The 20,750-nt window shown below is 72.5% G+C and carries 19 protein-coding genes; 8 read left to right on the top strand and 11 right to left on the bottom strand.

Annotated features, from left to right (window positions below; translation table 11 throughout):
• Positions 1-72: 72 nt before the first annotated feature.
• A complete protein-coding gene (locus SNA_RS22615; RefSeq protein ID WP_044366393.1) occupies positions 73-912 on the bottom strand; it encodes a peptidoglycan-binding protein in 840 nt (279 codons plus the stop codon).
• A gap of 545 nt (positions 913-1,457) precedes the next feature.
• On the opposite strand from SNA_RS22615, the gene SNA_RS22610 reads away from it, so the two are divergent.
• The 4 genes from SNA_RS22610 to SNA_RS22595 all read left to right on the top strand — a co-directional run bounded on the left by SNA_RS22610 (position 1,458) and on the right by SNA_RS22595 (position 6,018).
• On the top strand, positions 1,458-2,402 hold the full coding sequence (locus SNA_RS22610; protein WP_030071293.1) for a trypsin-like serine peptidase: 945 nt from the start codon (positions 1,458-1,460) through the stop codon (positions 2,400-2,402).
• Positions 2,403-2,558: 156 nt separating this feature from the next.
• Positions 2,559-3,809, top strand: coding sequence for a glycosyltransferase (locus SNA_RS22605; RefSeq protein WP_030071295.1), 1,251 nt, complete (start codon positions 2,559-2,561; stop codon positions 3,807-3,809).
• Positions 3,810-3,843: 34 nt separating this feature from the next.
• Complete coding sequence (locus SNA_RS22600) at positions 3,844-4,617, top strand: DUF72 domain-containing protein (RefSeq protein WP_044366391.1); 774 nt, start codon at positions 3,844-3,846, stop codon at positions 4,615-4,617.
• A gap of 243 nt (positions 4,618-4,860) precedes the next feature.
• On the top strand, positions 4,861-6,018 hold the full coding sequence (locus SNA_RS22595; RefSeq protein ID WP_241779784.1) for a PP2C family protein-serine/threonine phosphatase: 1,158 nt from the start codon (positions 4,861-4,863) through the stop codon (positions 6,016-6,018).
• A 73-nt stretch (positions 6,019-6,091) separates the two neighbouring features.
• On the opposite strand, the gene SNA_RS22590 is transcribed toward SNA_RS22595, so the two are convergent.
• The gene (locus SNA_RS22590; RefSeq protein ID WP_030071300.1) at positions 6,092-6,694 is read right to left on the bottom strand and encodes a type-2Aa cytolytic delta-endotoxin; all 603 of its coding nucleotides are present in this window, start codon (positions 6,692-6,694) and stop codon (positions 6,092-6,094) included.
• A 205-nt stretch (positions 6,695-6,899) separates the two neighbouring features.
• On the opposite strand from SNA_RS22590, the gene SNA_RS22585 reads away from it, so the two are divergent.
• The 4 genes from SNA_RS22585 (at position 6,900) to SNA_RS22570 (ending at position 11,390) form a co-directional block, all read left to right on the top strand.
• The gene (locus SNA_RS22585) at positions 6,900-8,033 is read left to right on the top strand and encodes a PP2C family protein-serine/threonine phosphatase (RefSeq protein ID WP_030071302.1); all 1,134 of its coding nucleotides are present in this window, start codon (positions 6,900-6,902) and stop codon (positions 8,031-8,033) included.
• Positions 8,034-8,193: 160 nt separating this feature from the next.
• Entirely contained in the window at positions 8,194-9,933 is a 1,740-nt protein-coding gene (locus tag SNA_RS22580) for a purine-cytosine permease family protein (RefSeq protein WP_030071304.1), read from the top strand.
• Positions 9,934-10,025: 92 nt separating this feature from the next.
• Positions 10,026-10,673: an HNH endonuclease family protein gene (locus SNA_RS22575; protein WP_030071306.1), complete on the top strand. Its 648-nt coding sequence runs from the start codon at positions 10,026-10,028 to the stop codon at positions 10,671-10,673.
• Between the two features lie 96 nt (positions 10,674-10,769).
• The gene (locus tag SNA_RS22570) at positions 10,770-11,390 is read left to right on the top strand and encodes an L-threonylcarbamoyladenylate synthase (protein ID WP_030071307.1); all 621 of its coding nucleotides are present in this window, start codon (positions 10,770-10,772) and stop codon (positions 11,388-11,390) included.
• A gap of 38 nt (positions 11,391-11,428) precedes the next feature.
• Here the strand turns inward: SNA_RS22570 and SNA_RS22565 are convergent, their stop codons facing one another.
• The 9 genes from SNA_RS22565 to SNA_RS22525 form a co-directional block, all read right to left on the bottom strand.
• Positions 11,429-11,851, bottom strand: a complete 423-nt coding sequence (locus SNA_RS22565; protein WP_420823498.1) for a TIGR03668 family PPOX class F420-dependent oxidoreductase — start codon at positions 11,849-11,851, stop codon at positions 11,429-11,431.
• A gap of 256 nt (positions 11,852-12,107) precedes the next feature.
• A complete protein-coding gene (locus tag SNA_RS22560; protein WP_078970103.1) occupies positions 12,108-12,986 on the bottom strand; it encodes an SCO2400 family protein in 879 nt (292 codons plus the stop codon).
• A gap of 255 nt (positions 12,987-13,241) precedes the next feature.
• Positions 13,242-14,486, bottom strand: a complete 1,245-nt coding sequence (locus tag SNA_RS22555) for a beta-ketoacyl-[acyl-carrier-protein] synthase family protein (protein ID WP_104532034.1) — start codon at positions 14,484-14,486, stop codon at positions 13,242-13,244.
• On the bottom strand, positions 14,483-14,752 hold the full coding sequence (locus SNA_RS22550) for an acyl carrier protein (protein ID WP_030071319.1): 270 nt from the start codon (positions 14,750-14,752) through the stop codon (positions 14,483-14,485). The genes SNA_RS22555 and SNA_RS22550 overlap by 4 nt, the downstream gene beginning before the upstream one ends.
• The gene (locus SNA_RS22545) at positions 14,725-15,828 is read right to left on the bottom strand and encodes a beta-ketoacyl-ACP synthase III (RefSeq protein WP_030071321.1); all 1,104 of its coding nucleotides are present in this window, start codon (positions 15,826-15,828) and stop codon (positions 14,725-14,727) included. Before SNA_RS22545 ends, SNA_RS22550 begins: the two co-directional genes overlap by 28 nt.
• Positions 15,829-15,855: 27 nt before the next feature.
• On the bottom strand, positions 15,856-16,695 hold the full coding sequence (locus tag SNA_RS22540) for an SDR family NAD(P)-dependent oxidoreductase (RefSeq protein WP_030071323.1): 840 nt from the start codon (positions 16,693-16,695) through the stop codon (positions 15,856-15,858).
• Positions 16,695-17,819 carry a 3-oxoacyl-ACP synthase III family protein gene (locus tag SNA_RS22535; RefSeq protein ID WP_044366385.1) on the bottom strand — a complete coding sequence of 375 codons (1,125 nt, stop codon included), beginning with the start codon at positions 17,817-17,819 and terminating at the stop codon, positions 16,695-16,697. Before SNA_RS22535 ends, SNA_RS22540 begins: the two co-directional genes overlap by 1 nt.
• Entirely contained in the window at positions 17,816-19,684 is a 1,869-nt protein-coding gene (locus SNA_RS22530) for an acyl-CoA dehydrogenase family protein (RefSeq protein WP_044366383.1), read from the bottom strand. Before SNA_RS22530 ends, SNA_RS22535 begins: the two co-directional genes overlap by 4 nt.
• Positions 19,656-20,747, bottom strand: coding sequence for an acyltransferase domain-containing protein (locus tag SNA_RS22525; protein WP_078970102.1), 1,092 nt, complete (start codon positions 20,745-20,747; stop codon positions 19,656-19,658). The genes SNA_RS22530 and SNA_RS22525 overlap by 29 nt, the downstream gene beginning before the upstream one ends.
• Positions 20,748-20,750 lie beyond the last annotated feature (3 nt).

Here is a 20,750-nt window from a genome sequence, read left to right as displayed (position 1 = left end):
GGGGTCTCGGACGACGTGCGACGGACGGATTGAGTCGGAAGGGGGACGTCGGACGAGATGCGTGCGTCAGAGTCAGACGAGGTGGGGGACTTGCAGCTGCTCCCAGCTGGACTCGCCCGGGATGCCGTTGGCGTCGTGGCCCGAGAATCCGAGCTTCTGCTGCCAGGCGGCGTAGGACTTCACGTCATCCGGTTCCCATACGTCGAGAACATCACTGGCCTGGTACTGGTTGCAGCCCTCGGTGACCAGTCGTTGGTGCATGGCGGCGATGACCGGCGATTTCTGGCCGGTGTGGAAGAACGCCGCACCGGGGAACGGTTCGGTGGCCACGAATTCCGGCCAGGAGCCGGGATCCACATGGTCGTTCTCGGGTACGTGCGCATGCGCGTACCAGCCGCCCTTGGTCTCCCATATGTGCTCGGAGCGATTCGAGGTGAAACCATTGGGATGGCCCATGGGCCAGGCGTCCGGAACTCCCCAGGAACGCACAAAGCCATTGAGCTCCGACCATCCTTTGCACGGGGTGTCGGCCAGCGTGGCGAAAACCTTGCCGTTGACCCGGCAGAAGGGGAAGAACAGCGCCTCGATCTGAAGGACGACCTTGCCGGCGCGATTGACTCGCGTACCGCCCTGCTTTTCGAAGAGTCCCTTGCTCCGGGACGTCGCGGGGAAGAACTGGGCGAACGTACCTGTGAAGGGGTTCCACAGAATATGCGGCGCTATTCCCTTCCCGCCGCCGGAGAAGAATCCCTGGAGATTGGCGAACGGCACCAGATCCTTCGGGTGCGCCGCCGTGGCGTCATCGCGGTCCGCCGTGATGTGCGCGATCGCCTTCGGCGGAAAGCCGGGGTCGCACGGGGCGTGATCACCGAGGTCCACCTTGATGGCCTGAGGCATCCATATATCGGCCATGGTCAGCTCCTGCCGTTGTGCCCCAGGTGAGGAAGACACAAAGCCGTACCGGCCGTTACCGCCAGAGCCTCATGCCGTGCCGTCACGGTCGGCGAACGGATCTTTCTCTGGGGCATGAGGGTGTGTACTTCAAGTCTGATCCGGGACGTAGGGTTCGGCCACCGCTGGGGGCGGGGTCGGCGTCCAACGGGCCCTCCAGGCCCGGCGCGAGCCTCGGCGGAGTGCACTCCACGCCACTGTGGGTGGCCACGCCTCCGTACCCACGTATCCGCCCTCCGGGGCCCCGTCGCGCATCCCGCACGAGGCTCCCGCGCCCCCGCCCCGTCCGGTTCCTGACGGCCCGCCGGCCCGGCCTCCGCCCCACCCACCCTCCAGCTTTCCGCCACCCTTCACCCAATGTTGTCGGCCCCGCCCTCTCGTCACCGGCCCCCCGGCGTACGACGATGTCCCCGCGCCTCCCGCGTGCCCGTGCCTCCCGTAGACCGTGCCTCCTGTAGACCCGCGCCCCTCCCTCCGTGCGCCGTGCCCGCGAAAGGACTCCGTCCATGAGCAGACCGTCTGCCGTACGCGCCGTCACCGCCCTGCTGTCCGCCGGCCTGTTGCTCGGGCTGCCGCTCACGGCGCTGAACGGGCCGCCCGCGCACGCCGCCGGGATCCGGGGGCACGTGACCGCGTCGGAGGACGACGCGTACTGGACGGCACGGCGGATGGCGGCCGCCAAACCCGCCTCCGTCAAGGGGAGTTCGCGGGCCGCGCGCCCGGCGGCCGACCCCGTCCCGCCGAGCCATCCCTTCGACGGGATCCCGCAGGTCGGGACGTTCTTCTGGACGGACGGCAGCAACACCGGCCGGTTCTGCGGCGGAACGGTCGTCCGCAGCCCGCACCGCGACCTGGTCGTCACCGCCGGGCACTGCCTCCGTTCGCCCGACCCCAGACGGCATCTGTCGTTCGTGCCGCAATATCACGATGGCCTCAAACCGCATGGGGTCTTCCCCGTCGACCGGATCTACATCGACCAGCGGTACTACGACCTCGGCACGGGCGCCGGGGCGCGCTGGGACTATGCCGTCGTACGGCTCGCGGCGCGTGAGGACGGGGCGCAGGTGGAGGACGAGACCGGCGGCTACGACCTCGTCCCGTACCCGGGCTACCGCCACCGCGAGGTACGGCTCATCGGCTACCCGGGCAACAGCGACACCACCCACCCCAAGCCGCTGGACTGCACCTCCTCCACCCGCCGCTACACCAGCACCGACCCGGGCGCCCCAGGCGACTTCCTGGAAATCGCCTGCGCGGGCTATATCGGCGGCACCTCCGGCGGTCCCTTCCTGGTCAGCGACTGGACCGGCACCGCGCTGATCGGCGTGATCGGCGGCTATCACACGGGCGGCGACTTCCCCGACGTCTCCTACAGTTCGTACTTCACACTCGACACGCTGGCCCTCTATCTGCACGCCCTGCGCGGCGACACCCCCGCCGCGCCGCGCTGAGACCGCTCTCGCATCCGCCGTGGCCGTGACGCCGACGTCGACATCAGGGGCGAGGGCGGGTGGTTGGGTGCGTGGGTTCGACCGGAGCGACCCATAGGGGTCAACTCCCGGCGTGGACAAGGACGATGAGCGCCGCGGCTGCCTACCGTCCCTGACATGACCTTCACGCTCACCTTCCTCGCCCTCGGCACCCGTGGCGACGCCCAGCCCTATACAGCGGTCGGCCGGGTCCTCCGGGAGCGCGGCCACCGGGTGCGGATCGCCACCGAACAGCGCTACCGCGGTCTGGTCGAAGAGGCCGGGCTGGAACACCTCCCCATCGATGTGGATGCCTTCAACGCGCTCGCCCTGGGCCCCGACGGACGGCGCTTGCTGGAATCCGGGCGCAATCCGCTGCGGCTCGCCCGACGGGCGCGACCGCTGGCCGCTGCCTATGCGGACCAGGTGGTCCGCAGCCTGGCGGACTCCTGCACGGACGCGGACGCCGTCGTCTGCTCCGCGGTGGGTATGGCGTTCCGGCCGGCGGTCGTCCCGCCGTCCGTTCCCTTCTGCTACGGCGGACTGCAACCCACCTATCCCACACGCGCCTTCCCCACCATCCACCTCGCCGGTCACCGCTCGCTCGGCGGCTGGGCCAACAAGCGCAGCCACAGCGCGGTCGAGACCCTGCTGTGGCACGTCTTCCGCCGGTTCCTCGCCAGCCGGTCCGCGCGCAGCCTCCCGCTGCGGTCGCCCACGGCGCAGCTGCGCCGGGCCGGCCACCCGAAGCTCTACGGCTTCAGCCGGGCCGTCGTACCGCGACCGGCCGACTGGCCGCGCTCCGTCCACGTCACCGGCTACTGGTTCACCGACCACCATGCCGCCTGGACACCCCCGCCGGACCTCGGCGCCTTCCTCGCCGGCGGACCGCCACCGGTGTGCGTGGGCTTCAGCAGCATCGTGCCCGGCGGCCGGGAACAGCGGCTGATCCGTACCGCGCTGCGCCGTGCGGGCACCCGGGGCGTCCTGCTGGGCGACCCGGCCGCCATGCCGTCCGACGACGAGTTCCACGTCCTCGCGGAGGCCCCGCACCAGTGGCTGTTCCCCCGGATGGCCGCCGTGGTGCACCACGGCGGAGCCGGCACCACGGCCGCCGGGTTGCGCGCGGGCGTGCCACAGGTCGTCACCCCCTTCTACGCCGACCAGCCCTTCTGGGGCGAGCGCCTGCACGCCCTGGGAGTCGGCACGGCGCCGCTGCCGGTCCACACCCTGACGGCGGACCAGCTGACCGGCGCCGTACGGCAGGCCCTCGCCGACCGCGCCATGGGGGAGAGGGCCAAGGCCCTCCAGGAACAGATCGCGGCGGAACGCGGCCCGGAGCGTGCGGCCGATCTCCTGGAGGAGTGGCTGGCACACACCAGGCGCTGATAGACCCCGCCCCGGCCCGGGGACGGATCCGGACATGACCGTTGTCCTGGGAACCTCCGGCTGGCAGTACAAGGACTGGCGCGGCGTGCTCTACCCGCCGGACCGGCCGCAGCGGCTCTGGCTGGAGGAGTACGCGCGGCAGTTCGCCACCGTCGAGAGCAATGCCGCCTTCTACCGGCTGCCCGAGGAGAAGACCTTCGCCGACTGGCGGGACCGGACCCCGGACGGCTTTGTGATGGCCGTCAAGGCCAGCCGCTATCTGACCCACATCAAGCGGCTGCGCGACCCGGAAGAGCCGGTCGGACGCCTGATGGGGCGCGCCGCCCGCCTCGGCCCCCGGCTCGGTCCCGTACTGCTCCAACTGCCGCCCACGCTGCATGCGGACGCCGGGCTGCTGGACGACTGCCTCGGGTGCTTTCCCGCGGGGACGCGGGTGGCCGTCGAGCCCCGGCACGACTCGTGGTGGACCGCCGGGATCCGTACGGTGCTGGAGCGCCGCGGCGCCGCGCTGTGCTGGGCGGACCGCGGATCCCGGCCCGTGACGCCGCTGTGGCGGACCACCGACTGGGGCTATCTGCGGTTCCACGAGGGCCGCGCCGAACCCTGGCCGCACTACGGACGCCAGGCGCTGGCCACTTGGGCCCGGCGGATCGCCGACACCTGGCCGGACCGGGCGGACGTCTACACGTACTTCAACAACGACCCGGGCGGAGCGGCCGTCCACGACGCCGCCCACTTCGCCCGCGCCGTTGCGGCCACGGGCCGTTCGGTGACCCGCGCGCCGGGCAGAGACCCTCAGCCCTCTTGAGTCCCGACAGCGTCGGCCCCCGCAGGACATGCCGCCGACGGCGTAATCACCGGGCGGGGCGCTGCGGCTCGGTCAGGCTGTGGGCCTTGAGCACGGCCGTGCCCCAAGCCGCCGGTCGCACCCTCCGGACGCGGGGCGGACGCCGGCCCGGTGGAACAAGGTGTCGCGGAATACGGTGGTGAAGGCTTTGGCGCGTCCCGGTCCTGCGACGCTCGGGGAGCCGCCGACCGCCCCGGGGACGCCATGAGACGCCCCGACCACGGCCGGCCCGCCAACGGGCGCGTGGTGCGGCTGGACCCCAACGGCTTCGAGGCGATCCGGCCGCCCGCATGGATGCGCTGGCTGCCGGCCGCGTTCGTCGCGGCGGTCCTGCTGCTCGAACCGGTGACGCCCACCCCGTGGCCGGTCAGCTTCATGCTCGTCGCCCTGCCGGTGACCGCCGCCTACACCCTCGGCCCGGTGAGCGTCGCCGCCATCACGGTCGGCGCCGTCGTCCTGGAGGGCGTCATCGCCGGCACCCCCTGCTGCACCGGCCGCAACATCCACCAGCTGTGGGAGGGCCACCACATCGCCGCGTACATCGCCACCACCCTGGTCGGCATCCTCGGCGTGGCGCTGGCCGCCCACCGCCAGCGCCAGGAACGGCATCTGGTGCGCGCCCACTCGGTGGCCGAGGCCCTGATGCGCACGCTCCTGCGACCGGTGCCGCACCAGGTGGGGCGGGTGCTTGCGGCCGGTCTCTACCGGTCCGGCGAGGTCGGCACCATGGTGGGCGGCGATCTCTACGACATCCGGGCCACCGAGTCCGGTGAGCGCGCCATCATCGGCGACGTCCGCGGCAAGGGGCTCAAGGCCGTGCGCACCGTCGCCGGGATCCTGGGCGCCTTCCGTGAGGCCGCCCACGACCAGGGGGACCTGCGGTCCGTGGCGCTGCGGATGGAACGCAGCGTGGTCCGCGAGGCCGAGGAGATCCGCGACGACGAGCTGTTCGTCACCGCTGCCCTGGTCGAATACGACGCCGAGGCCCAGCAGGTGACGATCGTCAACCACGGGCACATCGAACCCGTGCTGATCTCCCGGGGCGAGGTGCGGGCCCTCGTCGGACCGCCCGCCCTGCCCCTCGGCCTGAGCCGCCTGTGCGGCGATCGCCCCGCCGCCTACCGCCACCCCCTTGCCCCCGGTGACGTCCTCCTGCTCTGCACCGACGGTCTGATCGAGGCCCGGGACCACACCGGCGCCTTCTACCCGCTCCTCGACCGGCTCCGCGCCCGCTTCGCCGACGGTCCCGTCCCCGGCCCGGACGACGTCATCGACTTCCTCAACACGGACCTTCCGCACCACACCCGCGCCTTCCACGACGATGTGGCCATCCTCGCCCTCGCCCCCGCGGACGGTGGGTAGCGGCGCTTCGACGGCGGCGGCGACAGGCCGGGGCGTGCGGACGCCGCGTCACGCCCCGGCCCGCCGCCGGTGATCAGGCCGCCACCGGCCCCGTCCGTCCCTGCCGTACGGCGAGCGCGTTCAGCCGGATGGCGTACGGGGCGACATCGTCGAGGGTCAGCGCGTGGGCCTGTGCCGCGGGGAGGGCGACGGTGACATCGATGCAGAAGGCGAGGGCGTGGACGAAGCCCTCGGTCTCCTCGTCCTGGAGCGCGAACAGGAGGTTGTAGTAGTAGCTCGTGCTGTCGGGGTCGTCTCCGTAGAACGAGAGGTGGGTGCCGTCCTGTGTGCCGAGGCCGAGGAAGGCGTCGGTGAGCGCGGACTCCGCCTTCTCCCAGAAGGCGGGGTTGGTGAACGGGTGCGTCAGCGCCTGGCGTACGGCCTCGCGCAGGGAGAGCACCATGACGCCGACGGGTGCGGTCTCCTGGAGCCCCCAGCCACGGACGATCTTGACCGTCGAGCTGTCCGGGATGCCGCCCGCCACCCGGCTGATCTCGCCGAAGTCGAAGTTCACGGTCGCCGGTGCAATCGCGTGCTGGAACGTGTCGGCTATGCCCTGCGCCTGCTCCAGGGCGTCGGGGCCCACGTCGAAGACGGTCCGGAAGGTCGTCTTCCCGGTGGTGGGCTGGTCGGCCATGACTGCTCCTCATGTGCGGAATGATCGCGTCGCGCCGACGGGAAGTATGCCGCCCGTGGTCCGGGGCGGCTGCGGCGGGCGGCCCTGGGGACGCGGAGCGGACTTCGGGCGGGGCGCGGCCCCTCGATCGTTGCGCGTTCAACCTCTTGCCGTGCGCGGCCGGGCCGGCGCGGCGCGGCGGGCGTCGGGGGTGTAGGCAGGAGGTATGAATGTGCGGCGTGGGCTCGTCCGCCTCGGCAGGGCCCGGCGGCCGAGCCATGGGTGGGTGGCGGTGCCGTTGGCGATCATCGTGGCGGTCACGGTGATCGACATCAATACCCCGACCACCATCCACCTGGGCCCGTTCCTGGTCGCGGCCCCCGCGATCACCGCGTCGTTCGCCGGCCCGGCCCTCACCGGGGCCATCGGAGCCCTGGCGGTGGCGGCCCTGGTCGTCATCGGCCAGCTGCACGGCGGTCTGACGACCCCGAACCACCTGGCGCAGATCGCCGCCCTCGTGGTGATTTCCGTGCTGGTGACGGTCTTCCGCTATGTCCGCGACCGGCACCAGCGGCGGTTCACCCAGGTGCAGTCGGTGGCCGTCGCGGCACAGCAGGTCCTGCTGCGGCCGCTTCCCGAGCGGATCGGCCCGCTGCGGATCGCCTTCTCCTACCTCGCCGCCGAGGCCGAGGCCCAGATCGGCGGCGATCTGTATGCGGCGGTGCCCCTGCCCGACGCCACCCGTTTCGTCGTCGGCGACGTCCGCGGCAAAGGGCTGTCCGCGATCGGAGAGGCCGCGGTGCTGATCGGGGCCTTCCAGGGGTCCGCGTACCGCCATATGTCCCTGCCCGCCGTCGTGGCGCACCTGGGGAACTCCGTGTACTGGAACATCACCCACCTCGGGGACGGCATCCCCGACTCCGAGGAGTCGTTCGTCACCGCGCTGGTGATGGACGTCCACCACAACAGCCCCTTCCTCACCATGGTGAACTGCGGTCACCCGCCGCCCCTGCTGCTGCGGAACGACAAGGTGCGCGCACTCGAAGTCCCCGATCCCGCGGTTCCGCTGGGCCTGAGCGCTCCGGCGGAGAGTGACTACGAGGTCGCGACGTTCGGCTTCGAGCCCGGTGATCTCCTGCTCCTGTACACCGACGGCGTGATCGAGGCACGCGACCGCCACGGCGCCTTCTACCCGCTGCTCGACCGCGTTGCCTCATGGAACGCGACCGGCCCGGCCTCCCTCGTCCGGCATCTCCACGAAGACCTGCTGCGGTTTGCCGGGGGAAACCTCAACGACGACGTGGCCATGATCGCGATCGAGGTGCGGGAGCCCGGCCCCGGGACGCGCCACGACGGTTGACGCGCGCCCTCGGCCGGGGCGGTGAGCTCCCGGAAATCTCCCTGACATCGCATGATCGGGGCCGCGAAATACGCCGTGTCTAGCGTTTCCGTCCCTCCCCTCCTGCCGATGGCGCCATGCGGGGACACACAGCGTTCCCGAGCACCCCAGGAGGCGTGGCATGAGTGCGCACCCACGACCGGCAGCGGACGTACGGCCGACGGCAACGGACGTACCGGCGGCGGCTGAGGACATCCGGCCCGGACCGGCGCCCGAGGAACCGTCCGGCACTGGGCGGGCCGCCGCCAACGAGACCCTGGAGGACTACACCCTCCGCTTCGCGCCCCGCAGTTACCGGCGCTGGACCCCGATGGTGGTGGCGACCACCGCACTCGGCGGCATCGCCTACATGGCCGACTTCTCCATCGGGGCCGGCATCGGCCTCACCCACGGCACCGGGAACGCCCTCGCCGCGATCGCCGTCGCGGCGGCGGTCATCTTCCTGACCGGCTTCCCCCTCGCCTACTACGGCGCCCGCTACAACATCGATCTGGACCTGATCACCCGCGGCTCCGGCTTCGGTTACTACGGTTCGGTCCTGACCAGCGTCATCTTCGCCAGCTTCACCTTCATCTTCTTCGCGCTGGAGGGCTCGATCATGGCGCAGGGCCTGAGCCTGTGGCCCGGGCTGCCGCTGTGGCTGGGGTATCTGGTCGCCACCCTGATGGTGATCCCCCTGGTGATCTACGGGATGAAGGCCCTCAGCAAGCTCCAGGTGTGGACCACGCCGATCTGGCTGCTGCTGATGGTGGGCCCACTGGTGTATCTGGTCTCCACCGACCCCGGTACGGTCACCCGTTTCCTGTCCTACGCCGGGAGCGACGGCAACGGCGGCCTCAACACCGCCTCGGTGCTGCTGGGTGCGGGCGTATGTCTGTCGCTGATCGCGCAGATCGGCGAGCAGATCGACTATCTGCGCTTCATGCCGCCCAAGACCCCCGAAAACCGCCGCAGTTGGTGGACCGCCGTGGTCATGGCCGGTCCCGGATGGGTGGTGCTCGGCGCACTGAAGCAGGCCATCGGGGTGTTTCTGGCGGTGTACATCCTCGCCGAGGTCGGCCCGGCCGCCGCCACCGAGCCCATCCAGCAGTTCCGGGGCGCGTTCGCGGCGGTGCTGCCGTCCTGGCTGGTCATCCCGCTGGCCGTGGTCCTGGTCGTGATCAGCCAGATCAAGATCAATGTGACCAACGCCTATTCGGGCTCGCTGGCGTGGACCAACTCCGTCACCCGCCTCACCAAGCGCTACCCCGGCCGGATGGCCTTCGTCCTGCTCAACCTGGCCTTTGCGCTGGCGCTGATGGAGACGGACATGTTCCGCGTCCTCAACTCCCTCCTCGGGTTCTACTCCAACTGCGCCATCGCCTGGGTCGTCACCGTCGCCACCGACATCGTCGTCAACAAGTACCTGCTCCGACTCTCCCCGCAGGCACCCGAGTTCCGCCGCGGGATGCTCCATGCCGTCAACCCCGTGGGCGTGGTGTCGTTCATCGCCGCCTCCGGCCTCTCCATCGCCCTGTACTTCCACGCGTTCGGCGACGCGCTCCAGCCCTACTCGCCGGTCGCCGCGGCCGTGATCGCCTTCGTCCTCACCCCGCTCATGGCGGTGGCGACCAAGGGCCGCTACTACCTGCGCCGCGCCGACGACGGCCTGGCCGAACCGCTCCTCGACCCGGACGGCAACCCCAGCGCCGCCACCTACGCCTGCCATGTCTGCCACCAGCCCTTCGAGCGGCCGGATCTGGCGGCCTGTCACGCCCATGACGCGATGGTCTGCTCCCTGTGCCTGACCACGGACAAGACGGGGGAGCACGTCCTGCCGGCGGGTGCGTCGTCCAACGGGCAGGTAATGGACAGGAAATGAAGTTGTGAAGTTCGGTCAACGCGCGTAGCGAATGACATGGACACTGCGGTTTCCTGAAGTGTCTCTTCCCCCCACACTCTTTGGAGACCTCCATGCGCCGTGCTGTCCTCGGTCTGTCCGTGACCGCCCTCGCACTCGCCGCCGTCGGTGTGACGGCCGCCATCCCCGCCCCCGCCCTCGCCGACCCGCCCGCCCCGCCCTCGGAGTCGACGGCCCGCGCCGAACTCGCCGGCCTGACCGTCGCCACGCCGGGCTCGATGGACGGTTACGCCCGCGACAAGTTCGACATCTGGGCCAAGCAGCCCGACGGCTGCACCACCCGTCAGGACGTCCTGGCCCGCGACGGCAAGGACATCACCGACGGCTCCAAGTCCTGCCAGCCGACCAGCGGAAAGTGGTACTCCGCCTACGACGACACCACCGTCACCGACGTCGCCCAGGCCACCATCGACCACATGGTGCCGCTCGCCGAGGCGTGGCGGTCCGGTGCCAGCAAGTGGACCGCCGACCAGCGCAAGAACTTCGGCAACGACCTCAAGGACCCCCAGCTCCTGATCGCCTCCGAGTCCTCCAACAGCTCCAAGAGCGACAGCGGCCCGGCCGACTGGAAGCCCACCAACAAGAGCTTCTGGTGCACCTACGCCGAGGACTACACCCATGTGAAGTCCGTCTGGAAGCTCACCACCACCGACCCCGAGAAGAAGGCCCTCGGCTCGATGCTCGACACCTGCAAGAGCTGACCCATCGCCAGTCCCCGTCGTCGTCCCCGTCCGGCCTCCCATGACCGGACGGGGACGTCGCCGGGCGCCACGGCCCCGATCACCTAGACTCGGCGGATGGCGAAGTATTTCGACGTACACCCGGAGAACCCGCAGCGGCGCACCATCGCGACCGTGGCCGACAGCATCCGGTCCGGCGCGCTCGTCGCGTATCCGACGGACTCCTGTTTCGCCCTGGGGTGCCAGCTGGGCAGTCGCGACGGCATCGACCGGATCCGGACGATCCGCAAGCTCGACGACCGTCACCACTTCACCCTCGTATGCCAGAACTTCGCGCAGCTCGGGCAGTTCGTGCACATCGACAACGATGTGTTCCGCGCCATCAAGGCGGCGACCCCCGGCCGCTACACCTTCATCCTCCCCGCGACGAAGGACGTACCGCGCCAGCTGCTGCACCCCAAGAAGAAGACCGTCGGTGTGCGCATCCCCGACCATGTCGTCGCGCAGGCCCTGCTCGCCGAGCTCGGTGAGCCGCTGCTCTCCAGCACCCTGCTCCTCCCCGACGAGGACGAGCCGATGACCCAGGGCTGGGAGATCAAGGAGCGGCTCGACCATGTCGTCGACGCCGTGGTCGACTCGGGGGACTGCGGCACCGAGCCGACGACGGTCATCGATTTCTCCGGCGGTGCGGTCGAGATCGTCCGCCGGGGGGCGGGCGACACCGAGCGGTTCGAGTGACCGCGCGATGCGAGTGACCGCGGTCTGACGGCCCGACTTCAGGCGGCCCGCCAGCCCGACCACCGGGTCACCGCGATCTCCACCACGGGGCCTTCCGGTGGGCGGTCGGCGTACTGGTGGCGGTACTTGTCCGTGAGCAGGCGGACGTAGCGCGCGGAAGCCGCCGAGCCGGAGGCCGGGGGCAGGATGGTGGCGATGCCGTCCGCGCGGGCCCACCACAGGCGGTCCCAGTCCTCGTCGTAGCCGTCGACGAGCAGGCAGACCTCGGGGTGGACGCGGATATTGGCCAGCCGCTTCAGCCGGGCCGACCGCTTCGGCTTGTGGTCGACGGCGAAGGCGACGGTGTCCGCGGTGAGGGCGAACACCGCGGGGACCAGATGCGGTCGGCCGTCGGCGCCGGTGGTGGCGAGGCGGGCGATCCGGGCCCGGACGAAGCGCTCGCGGGCCTGTTCGCTCGTCATCGTCGGCACTGCGGCCCCCGGCACCTCACCGTGGTGGCTCCTTCGCTTCCGGGCTGCCGCGATACGGCCGTGTCACTGCCGCGTTCACGGTCCCGCGGATCCCTGGCGAGGTACCCCGATCGCGCCCGGCACAACAATCCGTGCGGCCGGCCGGGCGATCGCCCGGCCGGGCCTCAGCACGCAGAGCCTCAGTCCCCGCGGAGCCTCAGTCCCCGCGGAGCCTCAGTTCACGCAGGGCCTCAGTCCATGCAGAGCCTCAGTTCACGCAGACAAGTCCCAGCACGCACAGATGTGTGGGCGAGGTCGGATCGGCCGACGGGGAGGTCGGTGACGTCGGGGAGGTCGAGGTGCTCGGCGAGGTCGTCGCCGGGGCCTGTGCCGGGGCGTTGCCCGCAGCGGAGCCGCCGGAATCGCCCGAGCCGTCGGAGGACGCGGGGGCCGTCGTGTGCGATGACGAGACGGCGGAGTGGCCGGTGTGCGTCGCGGGGGCCGCTGCGGTGTGCGACGGCGCGCTCGGGGACGCGACGGGGTGGGCCGCGGCGGTGGCGTCCCGCCGGAGCGGCGTGGCGGCGGTCGGCGTGGCGGCGTGGTGCTGCGGGCGGTCGGCCGTCAGGGGCGGGCGGGCTCCGGGATGCCGGGAGGTCCGGTCGTCGGGCTGCTCCTCGGGCGCGGCGGCCGACATCCCGGGCGCGGACGTCCGCTCCGGCTCCGGCGCCGCGGCCGCCTGGTCATGGCCGGGGGTGGGGCGGTGCTGCATCAGCATGGTCGTCAGGCCGCCGCCGAACAGGGCGAAGGCCGTAGCGGCCGCGGCCCGGCGCCGGTACTTCTTCCACCGGGCCAGCTGACGGCGGCGTGCCGCCCGGCCCTGGCCGGTGGCGGCGGGGGCCTCGGGGCTGTCGGACACCGCGGCGTCCGGTACCTCCGATGCCTCCGACCACGCCGGTACCGCCGCCGTCGCCTCGGGCGGCGTCCAGTCGGGCGCGGACTCCGCCGGCCAGGCGTCCCAGTTGTCGCCGACGGCCTCCGCGTCGGGTCGGCGGCGGCCGGTCGGGGCTATGTCCGGAGCGTAATCGCCGCATCCCGGGCACACGAGCGCCCCGTTGAGATTCCGGCGACACGACGAGCAGTAGTCCATCTGCGAGCTTTCTGTGCTGACTGCGCCGCCAGGGACGCCGGATACCTTGATCACATTCGTACGCGGGGGGCGAGCGAGCAGTAACGGTAACGAGGCCCGCCGATCACGGAACGGGGAGCCGGTGGCGCTTTCGTGAAGATTCCTTGTCGATGGCTCGCGCATTCCTGGCATGCCCCGATGAATCCCGTCATGTGACGCTGGACGCGGGGGCGATGTTTGTGATCTTGGTCGATCCCGGCCCTCCGAACAGCGGTCCTAGCCGCCCGGCCGGAAAGCCAGCACGGTGTTGTGGCCGCCGAAGCCGAGGGAGTTGCTCAGGGCGAGGCGGACGGTCTGCGGACGGGGCCGGCCGGTCACCAGGTCCACCGGGCCGGTGTCCGGTTCGGCGCTGCGGAAGTTGGCGGTGGGCGGGACGAGGCGGTGCTCGACGGTCAGCGCGGTCAGGGCGGCCTCGATGGCGCCGGCCGCTCCCATGGTGTGGCCCAGGACGCCCTTGGCGGCGGTCACCGACGGAGGAGCGGCACCGAACATCCGCGCCAGCGCAGCGGCCTCGGCCCGGTCGTTGAGTGCGGTGCCGGTCCCGTGGGCGTTGACATGGTCCACCTCCGCCGGGCCGGCGCCGGCCACCCGCAGGGCCTGCTCCGTGGCCCGCCGCAGGCCCTGGCCGTCGGGGTCGGGGGCCACGGGGTGGTGGGCGTCGGCGGAGCTGCCGTATCCGGCGAGGCGGGCGTGGACCGGTGCGCGCCGGGCGGCCGCGTCGGCGCCCCGCTCCAGGACCAGTACGCCCGCCCCCTCGGCCAGCACGAAGCCGTCCCGGGCCGCATCGAAGGGCCGCGAGGCGGCCGCGGGGGGACCGGGGTGCCGGGAGAGCGCGCCCATCCTCGCGAACGCGGCGGCGCACAGCGGGGTGACCATGGCGTCGGTGCCGCCGGCGACGGCGAGGTCACAGTCGTCGGCGCGCAGCAGCAGGGCCGCCGTGGCCACCGCGGACGCGCCCGACGCACAGGCCGCGGCGGTGTGCAGCGCCGGGCCCTGGGCCCGCAGGGCGATGGCCAGCTGCCCGGCGGCCATGTTGGGCAGGAAGGCGGGCAGGGTCAGCGGCGAGACCGCCCGGGACCCGGCGGCCAGCAGCTTGCGGAGCTGGCTCTCGTAGGTGTCCACCCCGCCGGCCGCCGAGCCCAGGACGACCGCGACCCGGGCGCCGTCCCACGACGCCGGGTCCAGCCCGGCGTCGGCGACGGCCTCACGGGCGGCGGCCAGCGCGAACTGGGTGAACCGGTCATGGCACCACGGCCGCCGACCCGGCACCTGCGTGCGGGGATCGAAGCCGGGCACCCGGCAGGAGAAGGAGACCGGAAGCCCGGCCAGCGCCGGGTCCTCGGCCGCGGTGCCCCGGCCGGCGCAGACGCCCGCCCAGGTCCGTGCCGTACCGACACCGGCCGGGGTGACCAGCCCGATGCCGGTGACGGCGATGCCCGGATCGCGGCCGCGTCGGATCACTGCGGGGCTCCCGAGTCGGTCGCCGCGCCCGCCGCGGACAGCTGCGCCGCAACGGTCTGCGCCAGCTTGTGCAGCGCCATCTCCGCGGCCGCGTCGTCCTCTTCGAGCGCGACGCCCCAGTGTTCCTGAAGCGTGACGTAGAGCTCGACGACGGCCAGGGAGTCCAGTTCCAGGGAGGCGAGGGTCGCCTCGGGACGGATCTCGTCGGCATCGGCCTCGAACTTGTCCTGGAGCACGGTCACGAGGTGGTCGTAGACAGATTCCATGGTGCTTTTCCCTCAGGTGTCGGGTGGGTGGTGGAACGGGCGTCACGCGGTTCGGGTTCGGACGAGCGGGGGCGGGCGGCCGGCCAGCTCAGCGCGACCGACCCCCAGGTGAGGCCGCCGCCGAACGCGGTGAGCAGCGTGCGGGTGCCGGGCTGGACGCGGTGGCGCGCCGCCGTGTCGGCCAGCGCCAGCGGGATGGAGGCGGCGGCGGTGTTGCCGACGTCGCGGATGTTGCCGTGGCGGAAGCGGGGGGCGATGCCCACTCGGTCGGCGACCGAGTCGAGGATGCGCTTGTTGGCCTGGTGGCCGATGAACGCCCCGACCGTGCCGGGCCGCCAGCCGGCCCTGGCCAGCACGGCGAGCGAGGAATCGGTCATCCGGCGCACGGCGTGTCCGTACACCGCGCGGCCGCTCATCCGGAAGTACCGGTCCTCGCGGCACAGTCGGGGCGAGGTGTCGGGCCGGCGCGAGCCGCCGGCGGCGATGGCGATCAGATCGCTGCCCGAACCGTCGGACCCCCAGTCGACGGCGGCGATCGCCCCGGGCTCGGCGCGGTCCCCGGCCTCCAGCAGCACCGCCCCCGCGCCGTCACCGAAGATCACCGCGGTGTCCCGGTCGAGCGGATCGATGATGCGCGAGTACGTTTCGGCGCCGATCACCAGGGGCCGGGTGCAGACCCCGGTACGGACCAGGGCGGTGGCCACGGTGACGGCGTAGACGAAGCCCGAGCACACCGCCGACAGATCGAAGGCGGGCACCGCCCCCAGCCCCAGCCGGTACGCGACCTCGGGTGCGGTCGCCGGACAGCGGCGGTCCGGGGTCGTCGTCGCGAGCAGGAGCAGATCCGCGCGGGCGTGTGCGGACTCCTGGGCGGCGCGGCCCGCGGCCACCGCCAGATCTCCGGTGCTGGTGTGCTCCTCGGCCGCCCGGCGCCGGGCGATGCCGGTGCGGGTGCGGATCCATTCGTCGGTGGTGTCCAGCACCCCGCGGCGTTTGACGTCCTCGTTGGACAGCACCTGGGGCGGCAGACAGCTGCCGATACCGCGGATCACGGCGGTGGGGGTCACGGTGGTCATGGTCGACCCGGCCTCTCGGGAGGGGTGTCAGGCGGCGAAGGGGGAGGGCGGTTTCGGGATCCCGGCGAGCCCGCCGTCGGGCACCGAGGCGCCGCCGTCGAGCATCAGCGCCTGGCCCGTCAGATAGGACGCTGCGGGGCAGGCCAGGTACAGCGCGGCGCAGGCGACCTCGTCCGGCTCCGCCCAGCGGCCCAGCGGCACATGGGCCATCAGCCAGTCGGACAGCGGCTCCATGGAGTAGGCGAAGGCGGTCATGTCCGTACGGGTCCAGCCCGGGCACAGCGCATTGACCCGGATGCCCTGCCGCGCCCAGCCCACCGCGAGGCTGCGGGCCAGCGAGATCTGCGCCGCCTTGGACGCCGCATACGCCTCCATCCCCGGCGTGCCGATCACACCGGCCAGCGAGGACATCAGCACCACGCTGGCCCGGGGCGAGGCGGCCAGATGGCGGTGGGCCCGCCGGCACAGCGCCGCGGTGGCGTTGAGGTTGACCGACAGCACCTGGTTCCAGTCCTCCTGCGCCGAGTCCTGGAGGGGGTCCAGGGCGGGGCTGCCGTCCGGGTGCGCCGGGAGCATGCCCGCGTTGTGGACCATTCCGTCCAGTCCCCCGAGCGCCTCCGCGGCCTCGTCCACCACCGACTCCGCGGCGCCCGGCCCGGCCAGATCGCCCGGGACGAGCACGGCGGTGCGCCCCTCCTCCTCCACGAGCGCCGCGGTCTCCTTCAGCGCGGCCGAACTCCGTGCGGACAGCGCCAGATCGGCGCCGGCCCGGGCGAACGCCACGGCGACGGCCCTGCCGATACCGCGCGAGGCGCCGGTCACCAGGATGCGCGCGCCGTCCAGCCGGAACGAGGCGAGGGTCTTCATCAGGAACTCCTTTGCATGACAGGGGTGTTGGTGGATGTCCGGACGGTGTGCGGGGCGCGGGCCGGTGCGCTGTGGGTGGCCGGGGTGCGGGTGGGCGCGATCCGGATGGCCGGCGCCCCGGTCCAGGTGAGCAGCGCGCTGCCCCAGGTCACGCCCGCCCCGAAGACGGCCAGCAGAATCCTTCCGCCCTGGGGCAGCAGCCCGCGTGCCGCGGCGGTCGCCAGCGCGTACGGTGCGCTCGCGGCGCCGATGTTGCCGACCTCGTCCCCGACGATGACCAGCCGCTCGCGCGCAATGCCGATCCGGTCGCCTAGGCTGCGCAGCAGAACGGGATTGGGCTGATGGGTGATGACCGCGTCGAGGTCCGTCAGCCGCAGCCGGTTGCGCACCAGGGTTTCGTCGACGAGCCGGGGGAAGACCTCGGCGATGAAATCGCGTACCGCACGGCCGTCCATGTGGATGCGGTGGCGGTGGCCGCCGAGCGTGGCGGGGCTGGCGGGTGCGCGGCTGCCGCCGGCGGGGATCAGGACGTGATGGGCGCCGGTGCCGTCGGAGCCGAGCCGGAAGTCGGCGAATCCGGCGTCGTCCGCGACGGTTCCCAGGACCGCGGCGGCCGCGCCGTCGGCGAAGAGCACCGCGGTGCCCCGGTCCGTGGGATCGAGGAACTTGGAGTACGCCTCGACGCCGACGACCGCCGCATACCGCGCCCCCGGCTCCCCGCGCAGCCAGTCGTGGGCGACCCGCGCCGCGAACAGCCAGCCCGCGCAGGCCGCGCTGACATCCAGCGCCACGGCACGGCGGGCGCCGGTCAGCGCCTGGATCCGGCAGGCGGTCGAGGGGCCGAGTTCGTCGGGGGTGGAGGTGGCGGCGATCAGCACGTCGATCTGGTCGATGTCGATGCCCGCGGCGGCCACCGCGGCCCGTACGGCGGCCGCCGCGAGATCGGAGGCGGCCTCTTCGGGCGCGGCCACATGCCGGGTGTGCACACCGGTGCGTTCGGTGATCCACTCCGGTGTGACGCCTGCCGAGGCCGCGACGTCGTGATTGGTGCGGATGCCGCCGGGCAGATACGTGCCCATGCCCAGCACGCCGATCCGGGGCACGGTCGGAGGTTCGTGGCTCATGACGGCCTTTCCGGTAGCCAGTTGAGGGATGCGGACAGGGCCGCGGCGTAGTCGTCGGCGCCCAGCGGAGCGGACACCGCGCCGGACGGGGCGCCCATGGCGTCCTCCAGCAGGGGCAGATGCGGCAGCAGGCGGTCGCACAGCCTGTCCAGCACCGCGGGCAGCGTCCGTACCGTTGCGGCATCGAGCACACCGGTCGCCTGGAGGGGGCCGGACAGGCGGCGCGCCTCGACCGCCCCGTACAGCGTGGCCAGGGGACGCAGGACGGCCAGCAGCCCGGGATCGTGGACGGCCTCCAGAACGCCGGCCACCGCCTCGGCCATGAGCCGGCTCCCGTACGCCTCCCCGAGCCCGCGCGCCGCGTCCAGCAGCGGATTCCACAGCTCCAGGCCCGTCGCGCCCGCCCGGGCACGCAGGGCCTGGTGCAGCGCGTCCGCCAGCCGGGTCTCCTGGGCGCGGGTGGTCGCGAGCCACCAGCCGGGGTGGTCGACGGGCACGTCGGGAAGCGGTGTGCCGGTGCCGTGGGCGCGGCCGTTGCTGCGGCCGGCCTCCTGTGCGAGGGCCCGGCCGGCGTCCAGCAGAATCAACTGGCTGTCGCCGCCCGCGCTCTCGAAGGCATGGGCGAAACCGTGGTAGCCGCCCAGCATGTTGGGGTGCAGGAATCCGGCGAGCCCGCACCGGTGCTGGCATTCGGCGGCCACCCGGGCCGTCCCGCGCACCGACAGCGCCTTGAGCACCGCCAGCGGACGGTCGACGGCGGTCCACGGAGCGAAGGCCATCCCGTTCGCGCGCTGCGCCCCCGGTGCCGGGGCGCCCGGTGCGGTACGCGACCGGGTCCAGATTTCCCGCGCCGTCCGTCCGGCACAGGTCAGGGCGAACGATTCCGCCAGACACCCCAGCAGCGCATGCTGCTGTGTGCGGCAGTCCAGCACCTTCGCCCCCGGCGCCAGCCGGCCGTGCGCCCGGCGGCGCGCCGAGAAGCGCAGCGCCTGTACGGAACTCTCCCGTGCCATGGCGGCCATCGCCGAGGGCAGCGTCGCCCACAGGATCTGCCCCACGCACAGGGTCCGTTGCAGCCGCGCGTCCGGGCTGCCGAGGGGATCGTGGAAGGCGCCGTCCGCAGCGATCCGCGCCCCGTCGCACAGCCACTGCTCGGGCCGTAGTCGTACGCCGTGGAAGCGCACCAGCGCATAGTCCAGCGGGAGAGCCGGCACCTCCAGGCTGCGGGAGATCTCCACCCCGGGGAGCGGACCGTTCTCGTCGCTGAGGTCCACCACGAAGGAGAACACTCCGCGGTCCGTCCCGCCGGTCACCACGCGGGCGCACACCACGGCCGTCTGCGGAGTGCGGGGAGAGCCGACCGCGGAGAATTTCGCCGCCCGCGCATCGGGCGTTTGCAGGACGAACTCCCCTGATGCGGGGTCGAATCGGGCGGTGGTCCGGATCCCCAGGTGGCTGCTGGCGTCGCCGATCTCGGTCACCAGGAAGACGCCCTTGGCGCGTGCGCTCGCCAGCGCCTCCCCCTGCCGGCCGAGGCGGGCCGGGTCCCCGGCCAGCGTGACGACGGAGCCCAGGCACAGGGCGTAGTGGGAGAGGACGGCCATGTACAGGGGAGGGTCGACGAGCGCCACGCATTCGCTGAGCACCGCGAGCTGCTCCGGGTCGCGGAACAACTCGCCCACCGGCGGCAGGATCTGGGCGATCCGGCGCAGCCGCCGGTGCACGCGCAGGGCGCGGTCCCCGCAGCCCGCGGCCGCGGGGGCGTCCTCGGCCAGGGTGAGCAGCAGGCGGTGGCGCAGGGCGTCGGAACGGGTCCCGCCCACGATCTCGGTCAGTTCACCGCGGGGTGGCAGGTGCGTGGTCATCGCGTCGGCTCCAGAGGGCGGAGAGGGGGCCGTCGGGCGGCGGGGCGGTCGGGGGGTGGGCGTCCGGCCAGGGGAAGCGGGGGTCGGCGAGCGGGGCGTGGGCGCGGGCCGCGGCGGGCGGCAGGGTGTGCCGCACATTGCGGGTCAGCGCGCGGCCGGTGCCCGCTTCGAGGAACAACACGCCGCCTCCGGTGGTCACTTGGTGCAGCACCTCGGGCAGCCGCACGGGACGGACCAGGCAGTTCGCCAGCCCGCGGTGCACGTCGTCGCCGGGCCGGTAGCGGCCCTTGTGGACGGCGGAGAAGACGGGGACCCGGGCGGGCCGGGCGGTCAGGGGGCGGATCGCCGCCTCGAACGCGTCGGCGGGACCGGTGAGCGACGGGTGGTGGGAGGAGAACGGAAGCCGCAGCCGGCTCACCGCGATTCCCTGCCGCCGGGCCAGTTCCTCCACGGCCCCCAGCGTCCCGAGCGGGCCGCTCACGAGGGTCTCACCGGGGTCGTTGATGCAGGCCGCCGCCAGATCCGGGGCATTCGCCTCGCGCATCAGTGCGCGCGTACGCCACTCCGCCGCGCCCACCAGCGTCATCCCGCCCGCACAGCCCACCAGCTGACGGGCCAGCAGACAGGCGATACGGGCCCCTTCGGCCACCTCGAACACCCCCGCCGCGGTGAGCGCGGCGATCTCCCCGAAGCTCACCCCGAGCACGGCATCGGGCACCAGCCCGATCGTGCACAGGGCGCGGTGCACCGCCACCGAGGAGCAGAACAGCGCGAGTTGGGGCGTGCCCACCCGGGCGGCGGCCAGATCGCGGCCACTGGGCGGGGAGTCGCCCAGCAGGGGCCCGGCCAAGGGCGCGATACCGAATTCGCGGCCCACGTCTTCCGCTTCTTGGAATACCTCGGCGACGGATTTCCGTACCGCGGCATGCGTACGGATCGCCCGTACGAGCGGGCTGACGGAAAAGTCGCCCTGCCCCGGAAAGACATGGACGATCCGGCGCGGCGACGACTCATGATTCCCCGGATCCTGATCGCTCTCGGATACGACGAAGGAATTGCGCATCTC

The organism is Streptomyces natalensis ATCC 27448 (assembly GCF_000935125.1).
In the GTDB taxonomy this organism is placed as follows: Bacteria; Actinomycetota; Actinomycetes; order Streptomycetales; family Streptomycetaceae; genus Streptomyces; species Streptomyces natalensis.
Note: the sequence above shows the minus strand (reverse complement) of the source record. Positions and strands in the feature narration are given on the sequence as shown.